Annotated in this window: 26 protein-coding genes and 1 pseudogene; 14 read left to right on the top strand and 13 right to left on the bottom strand. The window is 74.4% G+C overall.

Features of this window, described 5'->3' with window-relative positions:
• Nucleotides 1-37: 37 nt before the first annotated feature.
• The 3 genes from ACFVGS_RS00500 (at nt 38) to ACFVGS_RS00510 (ending at nt 4,151) form a co-directional block, all read left to right on the top strand.
• Nucleotides 38-2,869: a hypothetical protein gene (locus ACFVGS_RS00500; RefSeq protein ID WP_385688908.1), complete on the top strand. Its 2,832-nt coding sequence runs from the start codon at nt 38-40 to the stop codon at nt 2,867-2,869.
• 225 nt (nt 2,870-3,094) lie between these two features.
• On the top strand, nt 3,095-3,346 hold the full coding sequence (locus tag ACFVGS_RS00505; protein WP_385688910.1) for an EF-hand domain-containing protein: 252 nt from the start codon (nt 3,095-3,097) through the stop codon (nt 3,344-3,346).
• Nucleotides 3,347-3,428: 82 nt separating this feature from the next.
• Nucleotides 3,429-4,151 carry a GntR family transcriptional regulator gene (locus tag ACFVGS_RS00510; protein ID WP_385688913.1) on the top strand — a complete coding sequence of 241 codons (723 nt, stop codon included), beginning with the start codon at nt 3,429-3,431 and terminating at the stop codon, nt 4,149-4,151.
• Between the two features lie 22 nt (nt 4,152-4,173).
• Here the strand turns inward: ACFVGS_RS00510 and ACFVGS_RS00515 are convergent, their stop codons facing one another.
• The 6 genes from ACFVGS_RS00515 to ACFVGS_RS00540 form a co-directional block, all read right to left on the bottom strand.
• A complete protein-coding gene (locus tag ACFVGS_RS00515; protein WP_385688915.1) occupies nt 4,174-4,455 on the bottom strand; it encodes a hypothetical protein in 282 nt (93 codons plus the stop codon).
• 261 nt (nt 4,456-4,716) lie between these two features.
• Nucleotides 4,717-5,499 (bottom strand): metallophosphoesterase, encoded by a 783-nt coding sequence (locus tag ACFVGS_RS00520; protein ID WP_384407172.1) that lies wholly within the window; start codon nt 5,497-5,499, stop codon nt 4,717-4,719.
• Nucleotides 5,496-5,762 carry a BON domain-containing protein gene (locus tag ACFVGS_RS00525; protein WP_384407174.1) on the bottom strand — a complete coding sequence of 89 codons (267 nt, stop codon included), beginning with the start codon at nt 5,760-5,762 and terminating at the stop codon, nt 5,496-5,498. The genes ACFVGS_RS00520 and ACFVGS_RS00525 overlap by 4 nt, the downstream gene beginning before the upstream one ends.
• The gene (locus ACFVGS_RS00530; RefSeq protein WP_385688919.1) at nt 5,755-6,561 is read right to left on the bottom strand and encodes a nucleotidyltransferase family protein; all 807 of its coding nucleotides are present in this window, start codon (nt 6,559-6,561) and stop codon (nt 5,755-5,757) included. Before ACFVGS_RS00530 ends, ACFVGS_RS00525 begins: the two co-directional genes overlap by 8 nt.
• 9 nt (nt 6,562-6,570) lie before the next feature.
• A complete protein-coding gene (locus tag ACFVGS_RS00535; protein ID WP_385688922.1) occupies nt 6,571-7,608 on the bottom strand; it encodes an iron-containing redox enzyme family protein in 1,038 nt (345 codons plus the stop codon).
• Between the two features lie 88 nt (nt 7,609-7,696).
• Nucleotides 7,697-7,981, bottom strand: a complete 285-nt coding sequence (locus tag ACFVGS_RS00540) for a CDGSH iron-sulfur domain-containing protein (protein WP_385688923.1) — start codon at nt 7,979-7,981, stop codon at nt 7,697-7,699.
• Between the two features lie 206 nt (nt 7,982-8,187).
• Here ACFVGS_RS00540 and ACFVGS_RS00545 point away from each other — a divergent pair.
• The 3 genes and pseudogenes from ACFVGS_RS00545 to ACFVGS_RS00555 all read left to right on the top strand — a co-directional run.
• Nucleotides 8,188-8,646: pseudogene (locus ACFVGS_RS00545) on the top strand (SRPBCC family protein); the annotation flags it as partial.
• A gap of 223 nt (nt 8,647-8,869) precedes the next feature.
• Nucleotides 8,870-10,174: a cytochrome P450 gene (locus tag ACFVGS_RS00550; protein ID WP_385688925.1), complete on the top strand. Its 1,305-nt coding sequence runs from the start codon at nt 8,870-8,872 to the stop codon at nt 10,172-10,174.
• Nucleotides 10,167-10,859 (top strand): UdgX family uracil-DNA binding protein, encoded by a 693-nt coding sequence (locus tag ACFVGS_RS00555; RefSeq protein ID WP_385688928.1) that lies wholly within the window; start codon nt 10,167-10,169, stop codon nt 10,857-10,859. The genes ACFVGS_RS00550 and ACFVGS_RS00555 overlap by 8 nt, the downstream gene beginning before the upstream one ends.
• An 80-nt stretch (nt 10,860-10,939) precedes the next feature.
• Here the strand turns inward: ACFVGS_RS00555 and ACFVGS_RS00560 are convergent, their stop codons facing one another.
• Nucleotides 10,940-11,644, bottom strand: coding sequence for an HAD family hydrolase (locus ACFVGS_RS00560; RefSeq protein WP_384407187.1), 705 nt, complete (start codon nt 11,642-11,644; stop codon nt 10,940-10,942).
• A gap of 42 nt (nt 11,645-11,686) precedes the next feature.
• Entirely contained in the window at nt 11,687-12,400 is a 714-nt protein-coding gene (locus tag ACFVGS_RS00565) for a HemK2/MTQ2 family protein methyltransferase (protein WP_385689496.1), read from the bottom strand.
• Between the two features lie 138 nt (nt 12,401-12,538).
• Here ACFVGS_RS00565 and ACFVGS_RS00570 point away from each other — a divergent pair, with 138 nt between their 5' ends.
• Complete coding sequence (locus ACFVGS_RS00570; protein WP_384407189.1) at nt 12,539-13,018, top strand: SRPBCC family protein; 480 nt, start codon at nt 12,539-12,541, stop codon at nt 13,016-13,018.
• Between the two features lie 71 nt (nt 13,019-13,089).
• Entirely contained in the window at nt 13,090-13,248 is a 159-nt protein-coding gene (locus ACFVGS_RS00575) for a hydrophobic protein (RefSeq protein WP_385688931.1), read from the top strand.
• A gap of 119 nt (nt 13,249-13,367) precedes the next feature.
• On the opposite strand, the gene ACFVGS_RS00580 is transcribed toward ACFVGS_RS00575, so the two are convergent.
• Nucleotides 13,368-14,468 (bottom strand): glutamate--cysteine ligase, encoded by a 1,101-nt coding sequence (locus ACFVGS_RS00580; RefSeq protein WP_384407193.1) that lies wholly within the window; start codon nt 14,466-14,468, stop codon nt 13,368-13,370.
• A gap of 173 nt (nt 14,469-14,641) precedes the next feature.
• On the opposite strand from ACFVGS_RS00580, the gene ACFVGS_RS00585 reads away from it, so the two are divergent.
• Together ACFVGS_RS00585 and ACFVGS_RS00590 are read left to right on the top strand one after the other, a co-directional pair.
• Nucleotides 14,642-15,748, top strand: coding sequence for an SDR family oxidoreductase (locus ACFVGS_RS00585; RefSeq protein WP_385688934.1), 1,107 nt, complete (start codon nt 14,642-14,644; stop codon nt 15,746-15,748).
• A 6-nt stretch (nt 15,749-15,754) separates the two neighbouring features.
• Nucleotides 15,755-16,339 (top strand): hypothetical protein, encoded by a 585-nt coding sequence (locus tag ACFVGS_RS00590; protein WP_385688936.1) that lies wholly within the window; start codon nt 15,755-15,757, stop codon nt 16,337-16,339.
• A 121-nt stretch (nt 16,340-16,460) separates the two neighbouring features.
• Here the strand turns inward: ACFVGS_RS00590 and ACFVGS_RS00595 are convergent, their stop codons facing one another.
• From ACFVGS_RS00595 to ACFVGS_RS00605, 3 genes are all read right to left on the bottom strand, one after another.
• Nucleotides 16,461-18,260: a thiamine pyrophosphate-requiring protein gene (locus ACFVGS_RS00595; protein ID WP_384407198.1), complete on the bottom strand. Its 1,800-nt coding sequence runs from the start codon at nt 18,258-18,260 to the stop codon at nt 16,461-16,463.
• Complete coding sequence (locus ACFVGS_RS00600; RefSeq protein WP_385688939.1) at nt 18,257-19,294, bottom strand: TIGR03557 family F420-dependent LLM class oxidoreductase; 1,038 nt, start codon at nt 19,292-19,294, stop codon at nt 18,257-18,259. The genes ACFVGS_RS00595 and ACFVGS_RS00600 overlap by 4 nt, the downstream gene beginning before the upstream one ends.
• 106 nt (nt 19,295-19,400) lie before the next feature.
• Entirely contained in the window at nt 19,401-20,321 is a 921-nt protein-coding gene (locus ACFVGS_RS00605; RefSeq protein WP_385688942.1) for a SigB/SigF/SigG family RNA polymerase sigma factor, read from the bottom strand.
• Nucleotides 20,322-20,505: 184 nt separating this feature from the next.
• Here ACFVGS_RS00605 and ACFVGS_RS00610 point away from each other — a divergent pair, with 184 nt between their 5' ends.
• Genes ACFVGS_RS00610 through ACFVGS_RS00620 form a run of 3 tightly spaced genes read left to right on the top strand, consistent with a single transcriptional unit; the run spans nt 20,506 to nt 21,896 of the window.
• Complete coding sequence (locus ACFVGS_RS00610; RefSeq protein WP_384407204.1) at nt 20,506-20,832, top strand: plasmid stabilization protein; 327 nt, start codon at nt 20,506-20,508, stop codon at nt 20,830-20,832.
• Between the two features lie 33 nt (nt 20,833-20,865).
• The gene (locus ACFVGS_RS00615) at nt 20,866-21,426 is read left to right on the top strand and encodes a DJ-1/PfpI/YhbO family deglycase/protease (protein WP_384407205.1); all 561 of its coding nucleotides are present in this window, start codon (nt 20,866-20,868) and stop codon (nt 21,424-21,426) included.
• Between the two features lie 50 nt (nt 21,427-21,476).
• Complete coding sequence (locus tag ACFVGS_RS00620) at nt 21,477-21,896, top strand: CBS domain-containing protein (protein ID WP_384407207.1); 420 nt, start codon at nt 21,477-21,479, stop codon at nt 21,894-21,896.
• Between the two features lie 65 nt (nt 21,897-21,961).
• On the opposite strand, the gene ACFVGS_RS00625 is transcribed toward ACFVGS_RS00620, so the two are convergent.
• Nucleotides 21,962-22,165: an antitoxin gene (locus ACFVGS_RS00625; protein ID WP_384407209.1), complete on the bottom strand. Its 204-nt coding sequence runs from the start codon at nt 22,163-22,165 to the stop codon at nt 21,962-21,964.
• 218 nt (nt 22,166-22,383) lie between these two features.
• On the opposite strand from ACFVGS_RS00625, the gene ACFVGS_RS00630 reads away from it, so the two are divergent.
• Nucleotides 22,384-23,571: an alpha/beta hydrolase family protein gene (locus ACFVGS_RS00630; protein WP_385688946.1), complete on the top strand. Its 1,188-nt coding sequence runs from the start codon at nt 22,384-22,386 to the stop codon at nt 23,569-23,571.
• The last annotated feature ends 35 nt before the right edge of the window (nt 23,572-23,606 follow it).

Consider the following 23,606-nt stretch of genomic DNA (forward strand, 5'->3'; position numbering starts at 1 on the left):
CCGTGTCGTGACGAGACCGATCGTGAGGAAGACCGCTTTGATACGTGTCACACGCGGCGTGACCACCGCCGTGACGCTCATGGCACTCGCCGCCGCATCACCGGGAGTCGCGCAGGCGGCGCCGCCGTCGCCGGGAGCGCCGACGACGTCCCAAGGGGAACGGGACGGGAGTCCGCGGCTGCCCGAGGGGTGGCGGATCACCGGGGCCGGTGCGGAACGCCAGTTGGTGTGGACGGCCGACGAGGCCGTGCCCATGGGGGACGCCCGGGTCGAGTTCCGGCTCGGCGGGCGGCTGCTCGGGTTCCCGGTGGCGCAGCCGGACGGCCGCTCCTTCCGGCTGCCGCTCGGCGACACGCGCCTCGGCGGGCGGACGGAGCAGCGGATCGCCGGCGGGGAGGAGCTCCGGGTGACGGCCGGCGGGCGGCGGCTCGACGCCGACGCGCCGGCGCTCTCGGCGCGCGTACGCCCGAACGCTCCCGCCGTGCGGCCGGAGGCGCCGCTGCCCGCGAACCCGGTGGACCCGGGCGTGCCGGGCGGCCACCGCACCGTCAAGGGCGAGTACGCGCTGAAGTCCGTGCGCCTGCCCGGGTTCCCCGAGCCGGTCGAGATGCGCGCCGCGGTCGTGGCGCCGGACCCGGCCTCCGCGCCCGGCAGGCGCCCGGTGGCGCTGTTCCTGCACGGCCGCCACGGCACCTGCTACAAGCCGGGCACCGACGAGGAGACCGGCGACTGGCCGTGCCCGCCGGGGATGAAGCCGGTTCCGAGCCACCAGGGCTACGAGAAGGCGCAGCGGCTCCTGGCCTCGCAGGGGTACGTGACGCTGTCCATATCGGCCAACGGCATCAACGGGCAGGACTTCCGGGCCGAGGACGGCGGCGCGCAGGCCCGTTCCTCCCTCGTCCGGCTGCACCTGGCGCGGTGGGCGGAGTGGGCCGCGAACGGCAAGGACGCGCCGGCGGTCGTAAGGAAGTCGGCCGCGGCCGACCTCTCGCGGGTGCTGCTCGTGGGTCATTCGCGGGGCGGCGAGGGCGTCAACCGGGCCGCGCTCGACAGTCTGTCCGCCCCGCCCGCCGACCAGGACGGCTACCGCGGCCCCGTGCGGTGGAAGATCCGCGGCAACGTCCTCATCGGGCCCACGATCTTCGGCCAGAACCCGGTGCCCGACGTACCGTCCATGACGATCCTGCCGGGCTGCGACGGCGACGTGTCCGACCTCCAGGGCCAGATCTACCTCGACGGCACGCGCGGTGTCGGCGGTGGCGCGGCGCTGCACAGCGCGGTGTACATGGTCGGCGCCAACCACAACTTCTTCAACAGCGAGTGGACGCCGGGCCAGGCGAAGGCGCCCGCCGTGGACGACTTCTGGACGGACGAGGAGACCCCGGACGCGGTCTGCTCCCCCGGCACGCGGACCCGGCTCACCGCCCCGCAGCAGCAGACCGCGGGCGCCACCTACATCGCGGCGGCGGCCCGGCTGTTCGTCGGCGGTGACGACCGGGTGCGGCCGCTGCTCGACGGCTCCGGGCGCCGGGCGGCCTCGGCCGGTCCCTCCCGGGTGCTCACCCACGCCGTCGGTGCCGGCCGCACACCCGCCTTCCTCCCCGGCCCGTCGGTGACGGTGTCCGGCGGCGGCCGGCTCTGCGCGCAGGTCGACCCGGACCCCGCGCGCTCCTGCCTCTCGCCCGACGAGGGCGGCCAGTCCCCGCACTTCGCGTCGTGGGAGACCTCGCCCGAGCCGGGCCGGGACGCCGTCGCGATGACGTGGACGAACCCCGGCGCGGCGACCGCGGTGCGGGCGGCGCGGCCGGTGTCCCTCGCGGGCGCCGAGTCCCTGGCGCTGCGCGTGATCGTCCCGCCGAACAGCAAGGGCGCCGAGCTCGACGTCGCCCTGGCCGACGGCTCGGGCCGCCGCGCGAAGCTCGGCCGGGTGCGGGCCGACGGCCTGCCGGGAAGTGACCGGACCGCCTCGTACTGGGGCCGCGAGCTGCGCGTACCGCTGTCCGCCGCGGTCCGGGCCGGACTCGACCTGAAGCGGGTCTCCGTCCTCGAACTCACTCCGCGCAGTGCCTCCGGGCGTGCCTGGCTGGTGGACGCGTGGGGCTGGCGCCCCGGCACGCCCGCGGTGCGGCCCGCGCCGCTGCCGCGGGTCGACTTCGGGCGGCTGACGGTCGACGAGGGCGACTCCGGGGTGCGGACCTATCGGGTTCCGGTGCGGGTCTCGGGCCAGGGCAGTGGCCAGGTCCGGGTGTTCACGCCCCGGCCGGGCGGGGAGGGCGTCGAGTCGCGCCTCGTGACCGTGCGCCCGGGTCAGCGGACCGTCGACATCCCCGTGACTGTGCGGGGCAACACGCGCTACGGCTGGGAGGTGTCCCACGACGCGTTCGTCAAGGCGGTGCGCGGCGCCGTGGTCGGCTCGCACCACGGCGGTGTGACGGCGCGGAACGACGACCCGATGCCGAAGGTGCGGCTGACGCCCGTCGCGGACGACGTGGCCGAGGGCGGGGCGCTGACCTGGCGGGTGACGCTGTCCGAGGCCGCCGACGCGGACATCATGGGCGGAGTGTCGTTCCTGCCGGTGACCGGCGGTGCGGAGCTGTCCACGGCGGACCTCGATCCGGAGTGGGTGCGGGACACCTACGGCTCCGTTCCCGAGCCGGCCAGGCCGCTGTCGCGGCCGGAGGAGGAGGACGCGTACGCGAGCTTCGCCGTTCCCGCCGGCGAGACGGCCGTGGAGCTGCGCGTGCCCACCGTCAGGGACGGGGTCGCCGAGCCCGTCGAGTCGCTGCGGGCGCGGCCGTTCTCGTACGACGGTGACTGGGAGCGCGTGCCGGGTCCGGAGTTCACGGGTACGGTGCGGGACGCCTCGTGACGTCTCGGGGTGCCGGGCCGGGGCGATCCGCGGTCTGATGGACATGGGAGGGGCGGGCGCCGGTTCCCCTGAGGGGGCCGGCGGCCGCCCCGCGGCGTCGGGCACGGATCCGGGGCCGCGAGGCGGCGCCGGGATCCGGCGCGAGGCAACTCGGCGGGCGCTTCCGGCGTCCTTCCCCACGGCCGGCACACGCACGGCACCCTCGGATGGCGAACAGGAAACGCGATGAGCGACAAGGCCCGGATTCTCTTCGACGCGCTCGACCTCGACCACGACGGCACCCTGACGCGCGTCGAGGTCATCGAGGCCCTGCGGGCCAAGGGCCCGACGCTGGTCGCGCAGGGAGTCATCCCGGCGTGGGGCGTCGGGGACGCCGACGCCGCCTCGGCGCTGTTCGACGAGGCCGACGCGAACGGGGACCAGGTCCTCACCCTCGAGGAGTTCACCGCGCTGGTGGACCGCCGTTTCGGCTGGTGAGGTCCGCTGCCGGGCTCCCGTGCCCGGCCGACGTATTCTCGGCTTCCCGGCGCGGGACACGTCGGCGGGGCGGCGAGGGACGGTGGCGGACGTGAAGGGGTCGGACCGGGTGGCGGACGGCAACGGCGGCGGTGCGGGCTCGAACGGCGGTACGGGCGGCGGCGGGACGGCTTCCCTGAGCGCGCGGGCGCGTGAGGCGGTGCTGCAACGGATCGTCGACCGCCGCTACGCGCAGGGCGCGCGACTGGTCGAGCGGGAGGTCGCCGAGGAGCTGAGCATGTCCCGCGTGCCGGTGCGCGAGGCGCTGCGGGCGCTGGTCGCGGAGGGGCTGCTGGAACTGCTGCCGCACAGCGGCGTCCGCGTCCGGCGGCTGGAGCGCGCCGACGTGGAGCATCTGTACGAGGTGTGGGAACCGCTCGCGGCCCAGGCGTCCCGGCTCGCGGCGCGGGCGGCCGCGGCGGGCGACGCCGCCGGGCTCGCCGCCCTGGAGGCCGCCCTCCGGCAGGCGGAGACGGCGGCCGCGGCGGAGGAGAGCGCCCGTGAGGTGGCCGCGCACACGGCGTTCCACGACGGGGTGGTGACGATGGCCGGCAATCCGCTGCTCGCCCGCATGATGGAGCAGCTGTCCTGGCAGCTGCGGTTGCTGTTCGGGCTGCGCGCGGAGCCGGAACACATGCGGGCGCAGCACGCGGAGATGTACCGGCACATCGCCGCCGGTGACGAGGAGGCCGCGGCGGCGAGCACGCTGCTGCACGTGCGGGACAGCAGGGCCGTGGCCCTGCGTTCCCTCTTCGGCACCGGCTGACGTCGGAGAAGGACCTGTCCGGTCACGCCGCTGTGGGACGCGGCGGCGTGGGGACGGGCCGTACCGGGCCGACGACGCTGAGCGGGATGCCCAGGCTCTCGCAGAGCCGGCGGGCGCGGGACAGCGCGCTCAGGGAGGCCGGGGACGGATCGTCGGTGGGGAGCTGGACGCGGACCAGTCGCGGGCGGTGCGCGAGCAGCAGGGCCTCGGTCTCCAGAACCGCGGCTCCCCGGCTGGTGACGTCCAGGTCGCGCAGGAGCGAGACGTGCAGAACCCCGTCCTCGAAAGCGTGGCTGATCAGCATGGCGGTCTCCTTCCGACGCCCGGAGGGCTCCTGCCGGGCGGCGCGAGGCCGTGGCAGGCGGCTCACCGGGTATGGCGAGAAGCGTGCTGCATGCATCCTTTCGTGGGGCGTGTCCGCGGCATCCGCCGCCCTGACCACGGGCGAGGGGGTGAGCGGGGCTCCCATCAGCCCCGGGCGCCTCGCCGGGCACGCAGGACAAGGCTAGGCAGACGCCCGCCGTGATCGCACCCGCACGTCGTGTGAAGGCCGTCGGGAGCGGTCTCAGGGCCCGGCGGCGGCATGGCCGTCGGGGTGCAGGTGGTAGAGCGCGAAGGCCCTGCCGATCACGGGCTGGGCGACGTTGCGGACCCGTACGCCGCCGGCCGTCATGCCGTGCTCCGTCCCGAGGTGGGCATGGCCGTGGACGGACAGGTCGGCGCCGGCCGAGTCGATGGCCTCGGCGAGCAGATAGCTGCCGAGGAAGGGGTAGATCTCCAGCGGCTCGCCGGCGAGCGTGTCGGGTACGGGCGAGAAGTGGGTCAGGGCGATGCGCAGCGCGCAGCCGCCGACGGCCAGGTCGCCGAGCGCGGCGGTCAGGCGTTCGGCGCTGAGTCGCGTGGTGCGGACGAAGGCCTTCATCTCGGGCTCCCCGAACTCGCCCGCGCTGCGGCCGACGAAGCCGCCGCAGAAGCCCTTGGTGCCGGCGACGCCCACCTTGCGGCCGCCGACGTGCAGCACGACGGCCTCCCCTTCCAGGACGGCGACGTCCGCGTCGCGCAGCACCCGGGTGACCTCGGCCTCCTCGCCGGAGTGGTAGTCGTGGTTGCCCAGGACGGCCACGACCGGTATCCCCAGCCCGCGTACCTCTCCGGCCACCACCTCGGCCTCGGCCGCGGTGCCGTGCCGCGTCAGGTCGCCGGCGAGCAGGAGCATGTCGGCGCAGTCCGGCAGGGCGGAGAAGGCCGAGCTCAGCAGTCCCGCGCAGTCCTCGCTGAGATGGATGTCGCCGACGGCCGCGACACGGACGGCGGTGTCGGCGGTGGACGGGCCGGTGGCGACGGTCATGACAGCTCCTCCCAACGGTCCGGGGCGTCGGCGCAGGCCACTTCGAGGTCGACGCGCAGGGTCAGCCCGGCGAGCTCGTCACGCGCCAGCCGCAGGATCTCGTCCCGGTGGGTGGCGGTGGGCACGGTGCCGGTCAACAGCACGGCGCTTCCTCGCTGTTCCGCCTGGATGCCCAGTTCGGCCAGGTCGTCTCCGGCGAGCCGCTCGCGCAGCCGGGCGATGCGGTATTCGTCCTCGTGGGCCCCGGCGTGCTGCTCAGTCATCGTCGTTCCCTCCGTCGCCCGCCTCGTCGTTCCCTCCGTCGCCCGCCGCCGTCGTCCGGGGGATGACGTCGAGGAGTTCCAGCAGGTAGAGGAAGGCGACCGCCATCGGCTTGTCGTGCGTCTCGGCGCGGACCCGGTCCCAGTCGACGCGTTCGCGCAGTCCGCGGGCCACCGGCAGCAGCGGGCCGAAGTCGCAGTGGTGCTCGGACAGTGCGTCGAGGCGGCCCACCAGGAGGTCCGTCGGGTCGATCACCGGCATGTGCACCGAGTCCACGGGCAGGGTCCAGGCCCGTTCGAGGAGTTCCCTGGTGACGGGCCGTCCGGCGAGGGCGAAGATGAGGTCGATCTCCTCTCCGCCGCTGCGGGCCTTCACCAGCCAGTCCTCGGGCGGCTCCACGATCCGGATGCCGCGCCGGCGCAGCAGGCGGGTGACCGTTTCGGCGTCCTCGGCGCGCAGGGCGAAGTCGGTGTCGTGCTGGAGCCTGACCGGGATGCCGTGCGCGTACACGGCGACGCTTCCGACGAGGGCGAAGGGGCAGCCGGAGGTCTTCAGGACGGCGCCGACCTCCTTGGTCGCCTCCAGGATGGCCTGGGTGTGGTCGGGCGGCAGGGGCTGCGGGGGGTCGGTGCGGGTCGACGGCGCTTCGTGGTCGTCCTCGGACGGAGGGTGCACGGCGGCGAGCGGCGGGCGCCCCTCTTCCGGGGCCGGCGGGGGGCTCGCCGGTTCGGCGGCGGGCCCGGCGGTCGGTCCGGTGGGCGGTCCGGTGATCGGTCGGCGCGTCGGTTCCATGAGGTTCATGCCTCCTCCTCACGGTGCGTCGTCGAGCGGCGCGCGCAGGGCCGTGTCGCCGTCTTCCCACGCGCGGGTGACGGAGGCGGCGAACGCGTCCTCGAGGAGGACGGTGGCCTGTACGCCGAAGGCCACGTCCGGGGCGAGGTCCGGTTCGTCGGCGAGCAGCCCGCCGACGACCTCGCGCCGCACGAGCTGTTCGTGGACGGCGTCGGCCTCGACGTGTTCGTCGTAGAAGCGCACGGCGGCCTCGTCGGTGCCGATCCTGCGCATCGCGGCGGCGATCCGGGACGCGGCGGGCGAGGAGCCGATCTCCAGGGCGGCGAAGTGCCCGACGAGGGCGCCACGGCGGGCCCGGTGGAGGCCCAGCAGCGACATCAGGTTGGCGTTGGCGAGCGCGGGCGCCCCGACGAGCGGCAGGTAGTGGCCGTACGCGGGGTCGAGGCCGAGGGCGCGCAGGAGGTCGGCGTAGAGCCGGGCGTGCATGTGCTCGGCCCGGCCGCAGCCGTACTCGTCGTACTGGATCATCATCATCCCGGCCTTGGCGCGGCCCTGGAGGCGGGGAACCACCCACAGGTGCGGGTCGGCCTCGCGGAGCTGGTGCACGGAGCGCAGGACGGCGTGCTCCCGCACGTGGTGCGGGGTGCCGTGGCGGAGCAGGTAGTGGGAGACGCCGTGGCCTTCGACGGGTTCCGTCAGCAGCGCCTCGAAGACCTCGTCGAGGTTGCCGGGCCGTCCGCAGTCGGCGCGCAGCGCGTCCTCGAAGCGGCGTTCGAGGGCGGCCCGCAGGCGCAGCAGGGCCGGGTCCCATTCGGCCTCGTCGGGGACGCCCGCGAAGCCCCGGTAGTGGAGCTCGTAGCCGAGGTGCAGGGCCAGCTGGAGGTCTTCCCCGTACGGGTCGGCGGCCTCGGTGGCGCGGCGGCCGGGCAGCGGGCCGGCCGCGCCGCGCAGCCGGGCGACGAGTGCCTCGGACAGCTCGCCGCGGGGCGGCGGCAGCCGGGGGCCGTCCTCCGGGCCGGTGCGTTCCGCCGGCTCCCGCAGGAGTGTGGTGGTCATGTCACGGTCTCCTCACGACGGGCCCGGCGGGTGGGCGCCGTCCGTTGGGACGGGCTCGCGATCCGGCCGGACGCGCGAACGGCGACGGTCAGTCCCGCCGCCCGGTCCCTTCCTGGTTGCGCCGCATCCGGCGGCGGTGGCTGGTGTCGCAGAAGGGTTCTCTGAGGCTGCGGCGGCACATGCACAGGGCGACGACGGGCCGGTCGCTGCGGCGGACCGTTCCGTCCGGGAGCACGATCTCGACCGGGCCCTCGACGAGCAGCGGACCGTCCGCGACCGGGGTGACCCGCACGGCGGCGGGCCGAGGGGGTCTGGTGACCGGGTCCGCGGATCCTCGCGCACGATCCTCGGCGGAACTCACGACAGCGCTCACGGCGCACCTCCGTTCGCTGGGGCGACGCTTTGGCGGATGCCCGCTTCCGTCACCGGTATGCCCGGGCACTCGTGCGGGGGGGGCTGGTACGCCGCGGCAGGCGTGCGGGCGGCCGGACGGGGTAGTCGCAGCCGTCCACGGACCGTGATCCGACGGGACGGGGTACCGACGGCACGACACCGGACCGAGGAGACGAGGAGACGGCCATGAGCATGGTGCAGGAGACCATCCGGGTCACGGCGCCGCTGCACGACGTCTACGGCCAATGGACCCAGTTCGAGGAGTTCCCGAGGTTCATGGACGGTGTCGAGGAGGTACGGCAGCTCGACGACCGGCACTGCCACTGGCGCACCCGCGTGGCGGGCGTGACCCGCGAGTTCGACACGGAGATCGTCGACCAGCTGCCCGACGAACGCATCTCCTGGCGCACGGTCGGCGGCGACGTGAAGCAGAAGGGCGTCGTCACCTTCCAGCGCCTCGACGACACGCACACGAGGGTCAGCCTGGCCATGGACGTCGAACCGCAGGGCATGGTCGAGAAGGCCGGTGACGCCCTCGGCTTCCTGGAGAGCCGGGTCCAGGGCGACCTGATGCGCTTCAAGCAGTTCATCGAGGAACAGGACGGCGCGACCGGCAGCTGGCGCGGCCGGCTCCGGCCCGAGGACTCCACCGGCGAGGCCCCCACGGCCCCGACGGCCGGCGAGCCGGTGCCGCCTCCCGAACGGCCCGGCCCGTATCCCGGCCCGCTCCCCGACGAACCCGGCGGCGCGCCCCACATCTGACGCCGACGCCCGCCGCCGCGGGCCGCCCGGCGAGCCCGGACGGCCCTGGTGAGCCCCGTACCGACCACGGTGAGCCCGTACCGACCACGGTGAAGGGAGACGGACCATGCGCCCGTCGAACCCCGTCGGCGCCGCGCCGCGTTCCGGCGCCGACCGCACGCTCGGCCTGCTCCTGAAGGGATACGGGTGGCTGCCCGGACTGCGCCGGGACGCTCCCGGCGACGGCCCGGTGGCGACCCGGCTGCTCGGGCGGCCGGTCCGGGTGCTGCGCGGCCCGGACGCGGTCGCCTTCTTCTACGACGAACGGCACGCGCGGCGCTCCGGCGCCCTGCCCGGGCCCGTGCTCGACACGCTCTTCGGCCGCGGCGCGGTGCACACCCTCGACGGCGCGGAACACCGGGTCCGCAAGTCCCTGTTCCTGTCCCTGCTGACCGCTCCGGACGCGGTCGAAGCGCTGGCCCGGAGCGCGGCGGAGGACTTCCGCGAGCGGCTCGTCGAACGGGACGGCGAGGAGGTCACGCTGTTCGACGAGGGCGCGCTGGTCCTCGCCGGCGCCGTCCGCGACTGGGCGGGGCTGCCCGGGTACGACGGCGCGGGCACGGCGCGCCTGGCCAGGGACTGCGTGGCCATGGTCGACGGCTTCGCCACGGCCGGGCCACGCCATCTGCGGGCCCGCCGGGCGCGGGCGCGGCAGGAGGACCTGCTCGCCGCGGAGGTCGAACGGGCCCGGGCGGCGCCGGTGCCGGCCGGCCCGCCGCGCACGGCCTTCGACGCCGTGGTGGCGCACCGGGACGCCGACGGTTTCCCGCTCGCCCCGGCCACGGCCGCCGTGGAACTGCTGAACATCGCGCGGCCCACGGTGGCGATCACCTGGTACCTGACCTTCGCGGCCCACGCCATGTGCCGGCGCCCCGACGTGCGGCGGCGGCTCGCGGCGGACGAGCCCGTCGGGTTCGCCACGGCGTTCGCGCACGAGGTGCGCCGCTTCTACCCGTTCGTGCCGTTCGTCGGCGCGCTCGCGCCCGAGGGGCTGGTCCTGGACGGCGAGCGGGTGCCGGGCGGCACGCTGCTGCTCCTCGACGTGTACGGGCGGAACCACGACCCGGCCCTGTGGGAGGAGCCGTACCGCTTCGAGCCCGACCGGTTCCTGGGCCGGTCGCCGCACACCGACGCGCTGGTCCCGCAGGGCGGCGGACCGCGCGACGGGCACCGCTGCCCGGGCGAGGACATCACCGTGACCGTGCTCGCCGGCCTGGCCCGTGAGCTGGCCAGGACCGGCTTCACGGTCCCGGAGCAGGACCTGCGGATCCCGCTGAACCGGATCCCGACCCGGCCACGCGACGGCCTGCGGATCGTCGTCGGCTCCGAACGTGAGCCCGTGCCCGTACGGGAGGTGTGCGGTCATGACTAGCCGTTCCGCGGCCACCGCGCCGGAGACGTACGACGACGAGCGGTACGACGCGACGCCCTTCCTGCCGCCGCGCGGCGGGCTGCCCGCGTACCGTCGGGCCGCTGCCGACTGCCGGGGCTGCCCGCTCCACCGGGAGGCGAGCGGCACCGTCTTCGGGCGCGGCCCCGCGCATGCCCGGCTGATGCTGGTGGGCGAACAGCCCGGCGACCGCGAGGACCGGGAGGGCAAGGCCTTCGTGGGACCCGCGGGGAAGCTCCTCTCGCGGGCGCTGCGCGACGCGGGGATCGACGAGGAGGACGTGTATCTCACGAACGCGGTCAAGCACTTCAAGTTCACCCAGGACGAGACCCGCAAGCGCCGGATCCACAAGGCGCCGAGCCTGCGCGAGACGCTGGCCTGCCGTCCCTGGCTGGTCGCGGAACTCCGTCTCGTCTCCCCCGAGTTGATCGTCACGCTCGGCGCCACCGCGGGCCGCTCGCTGCTCGGTCCGTCCTTCCGGGTGGGCGCCGACCGGGGTGTGCCGCAGCCGCTGCCGGACCCCGGCGAGGAGGCCGCCGACGCGGCCGGCGGGGAGATCCGGGTGATTCCCACCGTGCATCCCTCGGCGGTGCTCCGGTCGCAGGACCGGGAGGAGATGTACGCGGGGCTGGTCGCCGACCTGCGCGCGGCGGCCGAGGCCCTGTGACCTGCGAGCCGTGACACCGCCTGACGCGGGGTCACGGCTCGTGAACGGGCGGCCGGTCACCCGGCGGGGCGGTCCGGCGGTCACCCGGCGGGGCGGTCCGGCGGCCGGGACAGCGGGCTCGTGTCAATACGGCGCAGCAGCGTCATGGGGTCCTCGCACACGAGCACCGCGCCCGCGTCCTCCAGTTCGGCGCGCGAGGTGCCGCCGGTCAGCAGGCCGATGCACGGCAGGCCGGCGCGTCCGGCGGCCTCGACGTCCCACACCGTGTCGCCGATGAACACGGCGTCCTCGGGCTCGGCGCCCACCGCCTTCAGGGCGGCCTCCACGAGGTCGGGCGCGGGCTTGGTCACGTCGACGTCGGCGCCCGACGTGACGGCGTCGATCACCTCGTCGGCGTCGAGCAGCCCGCGGACGGCGCCCACCTCCTCCTCCGAGGCGGAGCTGGCGAGCACGACCTGCCAGCCGCGCGCGGACACGGCGCGCAGCAGCTCCGTGGCGCCCTCGAAGGGACGGAGGTTCTCGTACCAGGCGGCGTAGAGGGCGCCGTGCGCGTCGGCGACGGCGCGGTCCTCCTCGCGCCGCCGCTGCGCCCCGAGCACCTGGTCGAGGAGGCGGTCGGCGCCCATGCCGATGGCACGGTGGATCCGGGCCATGGGCACGTCGTGACCGTGCCGGCGCAGTGCCTGCCACCAGGCCAGCGTGTGCAGGTAGTTGGTGTCCACGAGGGTGCCGTCGACGTCGAACAAGGCGGCGCCCCGGGACGCCCGTGCCCCACGCGTAGTCATCGTGTTCCTCCTCAGGCCGCGCCCGGCGGGCGGCGGGTCCGGTCAGGCCGCTTCGCGGTCGCGACTGCCCCGCATCGCCACGGGCATGCGGGCCCCCGGTTCGCGGACGGCCCGGATCACCACCAGCACCTCGCTGGTCGTCCCCGGCGGGACCAGTCCCCTTCGCTCGAACCAGGACGCCCGCGCCGCCATGACGGGCCCGAAGGACTGGGCACGCCGGGCGGCGACACCGGCCCGGAGACCGGCGCGGCGCAGGGCGGCGAGGGTGGCGGCCACTCCGCTGAGCGAGGACTGCACGACGAGCAGCACGCCGCGGGGAGCGAGGAGCTCGGGAACGGTCCGGCAGATCCTGTCGAGCAGGAGCCGCCCGTCGGGGCCGGCGTCCCAGGCCCGGCGCGCGCCGTGGGCCGGCCCCTCGGGCGCGGCGGCGGGCACGTAGGGCGGGTTGACGGTGACGAGGCCGAAGCGCTCGCCTCGCACCGGTTCCGTGAGGTCGCCGCGCAGGACCCGGACCCGGCAGCGGTGGAGCCAGGCGTTGCACCGCGCCGCGGCGACGGCCGCCCCGGAGATGTCGGCCGCGGTCGCGTCGGCTCCCCTGCGGGCCGCCGCGAGGGCGAGGATCCCGGTGCCGGTGCACAGGTCGAGCGTGCGGACGCCCGGCTCGATCCGTTCGCGGGCGAGGCTCTCCAGAAGGAGGGCGGTGTCGCCCTGCGGGGCGTAGACACCGGGCGGTCTGATCAGCGGCACCGTGGACATCATGGTCATTCCGAGCGAGTACCCGGGTACGGGCGGGGCACTCACCGGTCGCATGGTGCGGGCGCCCGGGGTTACGGGAGCCGACGGCGGGTAGCCGCGCTGCCAGACCGGTCCTTCGCGGGCCAGGAGGTGAACACGATGGTGCACGCCACGATCGAGGTGGACGCCCCGCTGCGCGAGGTCTACGACCAGTGGACCCAGTTCGAGGAGTTCCCGCGCTTCATGGACGGTGTCGAGGAGGTCCGTCAGCTCGACGACCGGCACTGCCACTGGCGGACCACGATCGCCGGAGTGACCCGGGAGTTCGACACGGAGATCGTCGACCAGCTGCCCGACGAGCGCATCTCGTGGCGCACGGTCGGCGGCGACGTGGGACAGATGGGCGTCGTCACCTTCGTACGGGCCGACGACAGCCGTACCCGGGTGGACCTGGCCATGGAGGTGGAGCCCCGGAGCCTGGCCGACAAGGCCGGCGCGGCCGTCGGCGCCGTCGACAGCCGGGTCGAAGGGGACCTGTACCGCTTCAAGGAGTTCATCGAGGACCGCGGCCGCGCGACCGGCGGCTGGCGCGGCCGGCTGCGGCCGGCGGACAGCGAGTCCGCTCCGGAGCCGCCGTGACGCGGCCCCGTGTGGCACACCAACGACCGGCTCGTGCGAGCGGCCGGTCCGATCCCCTCAGGAGACTCGTCATGATTCCTTTGCTCATCGTCCTGCTCATCATCCTCGTGCTGTTCGGCGCCGGCTTCGCCCTCGACGTGCTGTGGTGGATCGCCATCGCCCTGCTCGTGCTCTGGGTCCTGGGATTCTTCTTCCGCTCCGGGAGCAACAGCCGCTGGTACCGCTGGTGACGTCCGTGCGGTGACAGCCGTTCGGCCGACGGCGCCGGCCCTCGGGCCGGCGCCGGGCCGTGCGGTCGTCCGCCGGTCGGTCAGGACAGCCGGTCGGTCAGGACAGGAGGCCGTCGGGGTCAGGGCAGGGCCGTCAGTCGCGCCAGCGCGTCCACCACGTCGCTGAGGCGGCCCTGGCGGCGGTACGCGACGCGCTGCCGGGTCGCGCCGACCCCGTAGGCGCGGATGCTGTGCCACTGGCGCAGGACCCGCGTGGTGTCGCCGGTGCGGTCGAGTTCCGGCCGCACCCGCTCGACGAGGCGGTCGACCAGTTCGGTGGCGGGCCGCTCGGAACCCGTGCACGGATCGATGCCGAAGCCGGACAGGCCGTACCGGGCGGCCAGCTCATGGGCGAGCAGCAGTCGGCGCAGCGGGGTGCGCTGCACGGGCTGGTGGGCCTGCTCGTCGGCCAGCAGGGTGGCGGCGAGGGCACGGACGAGGGCCGCGACCATGACGACGGTGTCCACGTCCGCGTTGGAGTCGGCGACGCGGATCTCCAGGGTGGGCACGTGCTCCGACGGGCGGGCGTGCCAGTACACCATCCGCCGGTCGAGCAGGGTGCCGGTGCGCACCAGCTCGGCCACGTGCGCGAGGTAGCGGGGCTCGTCGAGGTCGGGCGCGGGCCCGACGGTGGGCCAGCTCGCGTACTCGACGGAGCGCCAGCTGGCGAAGCCCGTGTCGCGCCGCCGTGCGAAGGGCGAGTTGGCCGTCACCGACTGCAGCACGGGGAGCCACGGGGCCATGCGGCGGGAGAGGGCGAGCGCGAGCTCGCGGTCGAAGGTGCCGACGTGGACGTGACAGCCGCAGACGAGGCCGTCGACGGTGCTGAAGCGGGACGCGAAGCGCCGGGCCATGCGCCGGTAGCGCTCCGTGTCCGTGATGGTCAGCGGCTGCGCGGGCGGCACGACCGGCGTGCCGGTGGCGATCGGCAGGCAGCGTTCCGCGCGGGCTGCGGTGCCCACGACGGAGCGCAGCCGGACCAGTTCGTCCCTCAGGTCGCGGCACGAGCCGGTGGGCTGGGTGATGGTCTCGACCTGGGCGTTGAAGAACTCGTTCTGGACCTGCTCGCCGAGTATCCGCGCGGCCGAGGCGATGACGTCCGGAGCCCGGTCGACGGGGGCACGGCTCGCCCGGTCGACGAGGACGAACTCCTCCTCGACTCCCATGGTCAGGTCGTTCATGGCCGTCTCCTCGCTTCGGCCAGCGTCTACCCGGTGAGCGGCGTTCCACCCGCGTCGACGCACGCCAGGCGTGTTCCGGCCGGGCCGGGGCAGTCGCCCGCTGGGAACCGTGTCCCGACGCACGGGCGGGGACCGTGCGCCGGGACGGAGACCGAGGCCCGAGGAGCGTGATCATGGTCAGGACGTCGGACGTCCTCTCCTTCCTGGAAGGACTGCTCGTGCTGCGTGCGACGCGCGGCGGGGCGCGGCCGTTCGACGGGTGCACGGTCGTGGTGACGGGTGCGAGCGCGGGCGTGGGGCGTGCCACGGCGCGGGAGTTCGGAGCGGCCGGAGCCCGGGTGGCGCTGCTCGCCCGCGGCCGGGTGGGTCTGGAGGCGGCGGCTAGTGAGGTCGAGCGCGCGGGCGGCACGGCCCTGGTGGTACCGGTGGACATGGCGGTCCCGTCGATGGTGGAGGAGGCCGCCGACCTGGTCGAGAGCCGTCTGGGGCCGATAGACGTCTGGGTGAACTCGGCGTTCACCTCCGTGTTCGCCCCGTTCCTCTCCGTCACCGCCGACGAGTACGAGCGGGTGACCGAGGTGACCTATCTCGGCTGCGTCAACGGGACGCGGGCGGCGCTGCGCCGCATGCTGCCGCGCGACTCGGGAGCCGTCGTGCAGATCGGCTCGGCCCTCGCCGAGGTGTCCGTGCCGCTCCAGGCGGCGTACTGCGGGGCGAAACACGCGATCAACGGCTTCACGGCCTCCGTGCGGCTCGAACTGCTGCACCGGCACAGCCGCGTGGCCGTCACGCTCGTGCAGCTGCCGTCCGTGAACACGCCGCAGTTCTCCTGGGCGCTGTCCAGGCTGCCGCACCGGCCGCGCCCGGTCGCGCCGGTCTTCCAGCCGGAGGTGGCCGCCCGGGCCGTGCTGCACGCGGCCCGGCACCCGCGGCGCAAGGAGTACCGGGTCGGCGCGTCCACCGCGGCGGCGGTACTGACCCGCCGGGCGGCGCCCGGCCTCCTGGACCGGTACCTGGCGCGTACCGGCTACGACTCCCAGCAGACCGACCTGCCGGCCACGGCCGACGGTCCGCACAACCTCTGGGCTCCCCTGGACGGGCCGGACGGGCGGGACCACGGCGCCCACGGCGCCTTCGACGCGGAGTCCGCCGAGCGTTCGCCGTACACCGCCCTGGCCCGGCATCCGATGACCGTCGCGTCGGCCGTGGGCGCGTCGGCGGCGGGCGCGTCCGCGCTCGCGGCCCGTGCCCTCCGGGCTCGGCGCGACGAAAGGCGGTGACCGGCCGTGACCGGTTTCGAACTCCTTGACCTCTCCCTGCACACGGAGGAGCTGGGACGGCTCGAAGTGCCGCGCAGCGACCGCCCCGTCGAAGCGGAACCGATCGTGGTCCCCGAGGGCACGGTGATCAGTGTCGGCCTCACGTTCCGGCTGGACCGGGAGGTCGACGGGCTGGCCTTCGAGGAGTCCCTGGTCATGGACGGGAAGGTGCTCGCGACGACGCGGACCGTCCTCGGCGGCTTCCGGACCGGCGGCCCTTACGAGGTGCGGCTGCCTCCGGAGCGCCTCCCGGTGGGCCGGGCGCACTGCGGGGTGTACACGGTGACCGGCCGCTTCACGGACGGCGACGGCCGGGACCTCGCGGAGAAGGGCTACCGGATGCGCCTGGAGCACCGCCCGTCCCCCCGGCCCGGCCCGCATCCCGGTTCCCGGCCCGCCGTCCCGCCGCATCCCGCGGCACCCCGGCCAGGATCGCCGCCTCCGGCGTCCCCGCGTCCCGCTCCGCCCTCGGGCGCGCGCGACGCGGTTCCGGGCTGGGGTGACCCCGCCGCTCCCGCCGACCCGGCCGCTCCCCCGGCTCCGGCGGCCTGACCGCAGCCCCGCCGGCTCCGGCGGCCTGACTTCCGAGACCGCACTGGTCACTTCCGAGACCGCACTGGTCACTTCTGAGTCCGCACCAGTCGCTGTCGCGCGCGTGGATCGCGACCGGCGTTCACCGTCCGCCGGGGCGGCGCGGCAGCAGTTCCTGGGCCTTGGCCTTGAGGCCCTGCATCACCACGTGCCCGCGGTGGCCGTCGCCGCGGGCGAGGGAGGCGAGGGTGGCCTCGATCTGCTCCCACGTGGAGTGCGGCGGGATGGGGGGCACGGCCGGGTCGGTGCGGAAGTCCAGGACGGTGGGACCGTCCGCGGACAGGGCCTGGCGCCAGGCGTCCTCGACGTCGCCGGGATCGGTGACGCGGATGCCGTCCATGCCGAGCGACCGGGCGAAGCCGGCGTACGGCACGTCGGGGATGGCCTGGGAAGGACCGTAGGGCGGTGTGCCGCCCATGGCACGCAGCTCCCAGCTGACCTGGTTGAGGTCCTGGTTGTTCCAGACGGCGACGACGAGTCTCGGGTCGGTCCATTCGTCGGCGTACTTGGCGACGGTCACCAGCTCCGCCATGCCGTTCATCTGCATGGCGCCGTCGCCGACGAGGGCGACGGCGGGCCGGTCGGGGTGGGCGAACTTGGCGCCGATCGCGTACGGGACGGCGCAGCCCATGGTGGCGAGGGTGCCGGAGAGCGAGGCCCGCATGCCGGGGCGCAGGGTGAGGTGGCGGGCGTACCAGTTGGCGACGGAGCCGGAGTCCGCGGTGATCATGACGTCGTCGGGGAGCAGCGGGTCGAGCGCGTGGGCGACGAGCTCGGGGTTGACGGGGTCCGCGGAGAGCGCGGCGCGGCGCTCCATCACGGTCCTCCAGCGGCGCGTTCCGGCGATGACGGCCCGCTGCCAGCCGCGGTCCTCCTTGCGGAGGAGCAGAGGCAGCAGGCGGCGCAGGGTGGCCGCGGCGTCGCCGACGAGGTTGACCTCGTACGGGTAGCGCAGTCCGACCATGTGGGCGTCGATGTCGATCTGCACGGCCCGCGCCTGGCCGTACGGCGGCAGGAACTCGGAGTAGGGGAAGCTGGAGCCGACGGTGAGCAGGGTGTCGCAGTCGCGCATCAGCTCGTACGAGGGGCGGGTGCCGAGCAGGCCGATCGAGCCGGTGACGTACGGCAGTTCGTCGCTGAGGGCGTCCTTGCCGAGGAGGGCCTTGGCGACGCCGGCGCCGAGCAGTTCGGCGGTCTCCTCGACCTCGCGGGCGGCGCCGGCCGCGCCCTGGCCGATGAGCATGGCCACCCGGGTGCCCGCGTTGAGGAGTTCGGCGGCGCGGGCGAGGGAGGCGTCGTCGGGCACGGGTGCCCAGCCGGCGACGTCGAGGCTGGACGGGACCATCTTGTGGGCGTGTTCCGGAGCGGAGTACGGCAGTTCCTGCACGTCCGCGGGGATGATCAGCGCGGTGGGGGCGCGGCGGGCGTAGGCGGTGCGGACGGCGCGGTCGAGGACGTTGGGCAGCTGTTCGGGGACGTTGACGGTCTCCAGGTAGCTGGAGGCGACGTCCTTGAACAGGCTGTGCAGGTCGACCTCCTGCTGGTAGGAGCCGCCCATGGCGCTGCGGTCGGTCTGTCCGACGACGGCGACGACGGGTACGTGGTCGAGTTTGGCGTCGTACAGGCCGTTGAGGAGGTGGACGGCGCCGGGTCCCGAGGTGGCGGCGCAGACGCCGACGTGGCCGGAGAACTTGGCGTGTCCGACGGCTTCCAAGGCGGCCATCTCCTCGTGCCGGGCCTGGATGAACCGCGGGTCGTCCCCGGCCCGTGACCAGGCGGAGAGCAGGCCGTTGATGCCGTCGCCGGGGTAGCCGAAGACATGGCTGACGCCCCAGGCGCGGAGCCGGTCGAGCAGGTGGTCGGCAACGGTCTCCTTGGTCATGACCGCTCGCCTCCGTCCCTCGGGTCGGTTCGGTCCGTCCGTCCGTTCCGGTCGGCGGCGCCGCTCGCGCCGGCCGGGCCGGCTCCGTCGAGCAGTGGCAGCACCTTGGTCCGGTAGAAGTCGAAGAAGCCCCGCTGCTCGGGCCCCATCTGGCCGACGTGGACGCGGTCGACGCCGGCGTCGGCAAAGGCCCGCAGCCGGCGGGCGTGCTCCTCGGGATCGGGTCCGCAGGGCACGGACTCCGCGACCGTCTCCTCGGTGACGAGTTCCGAGGCCTGCTCGAAGTGGCGGGGTGTGGGCAGGATCTGGTTCAGCTCGCCGGGCAGCTGCTCGACGGACCACAGGCGGTGGGCGGTGCGGACCGCCTCGTCGCGGGAGGCCGCCCAGCACACCTTGGTGGAGGCGGACACGGGCCGCCCGGGGTCACCGGCCCGGAAGGTGCCGATCAGTTCGCGGTCGGGGGCGGTGGTGACGAAGCCGTCGGCGATCCGCGAGGCGAGTGCGGCGGCCTTGGGGCCGAAGGCGGAGAGGTCGATCGGCGGCGGGGTGTCGGGCAGGGTGTAGAGGCGGGCGTTCTCCACGGTGTAGTGGCGGCCGCGGTGGGTGATCTGCTCGCCGGTGAACAGCTTCCGGATCACCTCGACGGCTTCCTCCAGCATGTCGAGGCGTACGTCGGCGATCGGCCAGGCGTCGCCGAGGACGTGTTCGTTCAGCGCCTCCCCGCTGCCGAGCCCGAGCCGGAAGCGCCCGTCCAGCATGACCTGCGAGGCGGCGGCGGCCTGGGCGACGAGCGCCGGGTGGAGGCGCACGGTCGGGCAGGTGACGGCGGTCTCGACGGGCAGCTCGCAGCGCTGTGAGAGACCGCCGATCACGGACCAGACGAACGGACTGTGCCCCTGGGCCTCGTTCCACGGGTGGAAGTGGTCGGAGATCCACAGCGAGCGGAAGCCGGCGTCCTGGGCCATGCTCGCCTGGTCCAGGAGATCCACCGGCCCGAATTCCTCGCAGGACAGGAAGTAGCCGAACTCGGTCATGACACCTCCACGTGGGTGCGCGTCGCTCCGTGCGGTGGGCTCCGCGGTGCGGCTGCCCGGGTGACCCGGAGGAAAACGTGGAGGCGACCGGGGGGCGGGGCGCCGGTCAGCCTTCGGTGGTGGCCGGCGCGGCCGGCTCTTCCTCGGCCAGGAGTCCCGTGCGGAGCTCACCGAGGATGCGGGTGAGCAGGCGCGAGATGTGCATCTGGGAGAGGCCGAGGCGGGCGCCGATCTCCGCCTGGGTGAGGTCCTCGCCGAAGCGCAGCGACAGGATCATGCGGTCCCGCTCGTCGAGGCGGGCGATGAGCGGCTTCAGGGAGGCGAAGTCCTCGATCAGCTCGTACGAGGGCTCCGGCGCGGCGAGCCGGCGCGAGCCGGCGCGCGGCGGGTCGCCCTCGTCGGCGACGGAGGCGTCCAGGGAGCGGGCGGTGTAGCCGCGGGCGGCGATCTCGCCCTCGGCGACGCGCTCCTCGGGGACGTGCAGGTGCTCGGCGACCTCGGCGCGGGTGGGCCGGTGGCCGAGGCTCTGTTCCAGGGCGTCGGCGGCCTTGGCCATGTCGATGCGGAGTTCCTGGAGCCGCCGGGGCACCCGGACGGCCCAGGTGGTGTCGCGGAAGAAACGCTTCATCTCTCCGACGACGGTGGGCAGCGCGAACGCGGAGAACTCGATGCCGCGGTCCGGGTCGAAGCGGTCGATGGCCTTGATCAGACCGATCGTGCCGACCTGGACGATGTCCTCGCGCTGTTCCGGCCGGTTCTTGAAGCGCCGGGCCGCGAACCGTACGAGGCTCAGGTTCAGCTCGACGAGGGTGTTGCGTACGTAGGCGTGCTCGGGCGTGCCCGGCTCCAGTTCGCGCAGCCGGGTGAGGAGCGCGGTGGACAACGTCTGGGCGTCATCGGTGGACACCTGGGTGGGCCGGTCGATCTCCGGCAGTCCGTCCAGCGCGTGTCGGCGCATCGCGGCCGCCCGGGTGGGCGTCGCGGGACGGACGGGGGAGCGACGTGTCGACGTCGCGTTCCTGGGCATGTGGCTCCTTCGACGGTGGCGGTGGGCCTGCGCCGTACGGGTTGCGCGGCGGGGGTCCGTCGGTCGAGCGTCTGAGGTAAGGATTCCCGCTCCGCTCCCTTTTGACACGAATTAATCCAGTCGGTCAGGGCAGCGGCCCGTTAAGGGCCCAGAACAACCCCGCACGCCCGGAGAGGAGCGGACCATGCCCCGCGGATCGAGCGCCAAGCGCGAACGTCAGTACGAGCACATCAAGGAGAGTGCCCTGGACCGCGGCGAGAGCCAGAAGCGCGCGAAGGAGATCGCCGCCCGCACCGTGAACAAGGAACGCGCCCGCGCGGGCGAGTCGAAGACGGCGAGCAAGACCTCGCTCCAGGACATGTCCTCCTCACGCCGCGGCGGCAAGCGCTCGCACAGCGGCTCCGAGGGACCGACGTACGACCAGCTGTACGCGGAGGCACAACGCCGCAACATCCACGGCCGGTCCTCGATGAACAAGGCCGAACTCAAGCGCTCCCTCGGGGACGAATGACCATGTGACCCAGGGACGCCGAAGGGATCCACCGTGACGCTCGACGGAACGACCGTTCTCGTCCTCACCAGCAACTACGGGACGGAGCAGGACGAACTCATGCACCCGATGGCGGTACTGCGGGAAGCCGGTGCCCGCGTCACGGTCGCCGCCCCCCGGGACGAACCCGTCCTGACCCTGATCTCCGACCGCCGGCCGGGAACCGTCGTCGAACCGGACACGACCTTCGCCCAGGCCTCACCGGACGCGTACGACGCGGTGGTCGTGCCGGGCGGCACCCTGAACGCCGACCGGCTGCGCACCAACCACCGGGCACAGCGCCTGATCGCCGCCTTCGCCGACGACGGCAGACCCGTGGCGGCGATCTGTCACGGTCCGTGGCTCCTGCTGGAGAGCGGGGTGGTCAAGGGCCGCGAGCTCACGTCCTACCCGTCCCTGCGCACGGACCTGGAGAACGCCGGCGGCCACTGGCAGGACCGAGAGGTCGTCGTGGACACCTCCGGCGGCCATCCGCTGATCACCTCGCGCAGACCGGCCGATCTGGACGCCTTCTCGAAGGCGATCGTCACGGCACTCGAGGGCCGCACCGCCTGACCCCGATCCCCTCCGTTCCGACGCCCCTTCCACCACCACGGGAGACCACCATGACCACCGCACGCGAGATGATGACCCCGGACGCCACCTGTGTCCGATGGGACGAGACGGTCGCCGACGCCGCCAGGAAGATGGCCGAGCTCCACGTGGGCGCGCTGCCGATCTGCGGTCCCGACGAGCGGCTCAAGGGCATGCTCACCGACCGTGACATCGTGCTGAAGGTCGTCGCCGAGGGCAAGGACCCCGCGCAGTGCACGGCCGGAGAGCTCGCCCAGGACGAGATCGTCACCGTCGGTGCGGACGACGACGCCGACGAGGTGCTGCACGTGATGAGCGAGCACCGGATCCGCCGTGTCCCCGTCATCGACGACCACGTCCTCGTGGGCATCATCGCCCAGGCCGACGTCGCCAGGACCCTGCCCGACCGCCCGGTCGGCGACCTCGTCGGCTCCATCTCCGAAGATTCCTGAGGCCTCGCCCGGAAACGCCCCTGGCAGCCGCGCCCGGACGGCGCGGCTGCCAGGGGCGAGGTGGGTCACCGCTGGGGCGGCTGCTCCGGGGGCGGCGGCGCCTGGTCGGAGCCCAGCTGCTGCTTCAGCCTGTCCTGGGCCGTGTCGACCTGGCCGCTGTACCTGCCCTGCGTCTTGCCGTCGACGAAGTCGCCGGCCTTGTCGATGCCCTGACCCGCCTTGTCCTCGTGGCCCTTGAGCATCTGCTTGAGCTTGTCCATCACGGACATCGCAGCCCTCCTAGAGTGGCCCCCCTGTCCCGTCCAGCATCCCGGACCGGCACGCGGCCCGCATCCGCAGAGCGGTTCCGCACGCTGGTCCGGGAAGTGGTCCGGGCGCGTGGGCACCGTGAGGCGGACGCGGGGTCCGACCCCGGGTGTACGGGCCGCCGGCGGGTTCCGCCCGTGGTCTGACGCATGGTCGGGCCCCACGCCCTAACGTCCTGGACATGGTCAAACTGACTCGGGCGGCCGCGGCCGCCCTCCTCGCCTGCGCCGTCGCGTTACCCGCGACCGCCCTCCCCGCCACCGCGGCGACGCCGACGGCCGCCGCCCCCGCGGCCACCGCCGCCTCGGCGGCCGCCGCGCTCGAACTTCCCGCGCCCACCGGCAGGTCCGGCGTCGGAACCTCCGTCCTCCACCTCGTCGACCGGTCCCGCACCGACCCCTGGGTGCCGGACGCCGACGGCCGGGAACTGATGGTCACCCTCCACTACCCGGCGGCCCGCAAGGCGCACGGCCGGCCCGCCCCGTACGCGACCGAGCAGGAGGCACGCCTGCTCCTGGAGGGCGTCGGGGTGACGGATCCGGCGTCCGTGCGCGCGCTCGCCGGCATGAGCACCCACAGCGCGACGAACGCGCGGCCCGCGCCGGGGCGGCATCCGCTCGTGGTGCTGTCGCCGGGCTTCGGCGTGCCGCGCTTCACGCTCACCGCCACCGCCGTGGACCTCGCCTCGCGCGGCTATGTCGTCGCCTCCGTCGACCACGCCTACGAGACCTCGGGCACGGCAGTGCCGGACGGACGGATCCTCACGTGCGTGGCCTGCAAGGCCCTGGAGGAGGGCCGGGCGAAGGGCAGCGACGTCACGGCCGCGCGCGCCGCGGACGTCCGCTTCGTCCTGGACCGGATCACCGGGCCGCACGCCGCCTGGCCGTACGCGCGGATCGTGGACCGGTCCCGGATCGGCATGGCCGGCCACTCCATCGGCGGCGCGAGCGCGGCGACCGCGATGCTCGCGGACCGGCGCATCGACGCCGGGGTGAACATGGACGGCTCCTTCTGGGACACGCTGCCGGCGGGCGGTCTCGGCGGCCGGCCGTTCCTGTTCCTGGGCACGGACGACGAGACGCACCGCCCTGGTGGCGAGGACGCCACCTGGGACCGTACGTGGCGGGCGCTCGACGGCTGGAAGCGCTGGCTGACGGTGGCCGGTGCCGACCACTTCACGTTCTCGGACGCGCCGGTGATCCAGCGTCACTTCGGCCTGCCGGCCGGGCCGATCCCGGCCGACCGGGCGCTCACCGTGACCCGTGCGTATCTCGCCGCGTTCTTCGACGAGCACCTGAAGGGTGTCCCGCAGCCGCTCCTCACCGGACCGAGCGCGGAGCACCCCGAGGTGCGGTTCCACCAGCCGTAGCCGGTCCGGGCCCGCGGCCGTGGGCGCGCCTGAGC

It is taken from the genome of Streptomyces sp. NPDC127114 (assembly GCF_042677525.1).
In the GTDB taxonomy this organism is placed as follows: Bacteria; Actinomycetota; Actinomycetes; order Streptomycetales; family Streptomycetaceae; genus Streptomyces.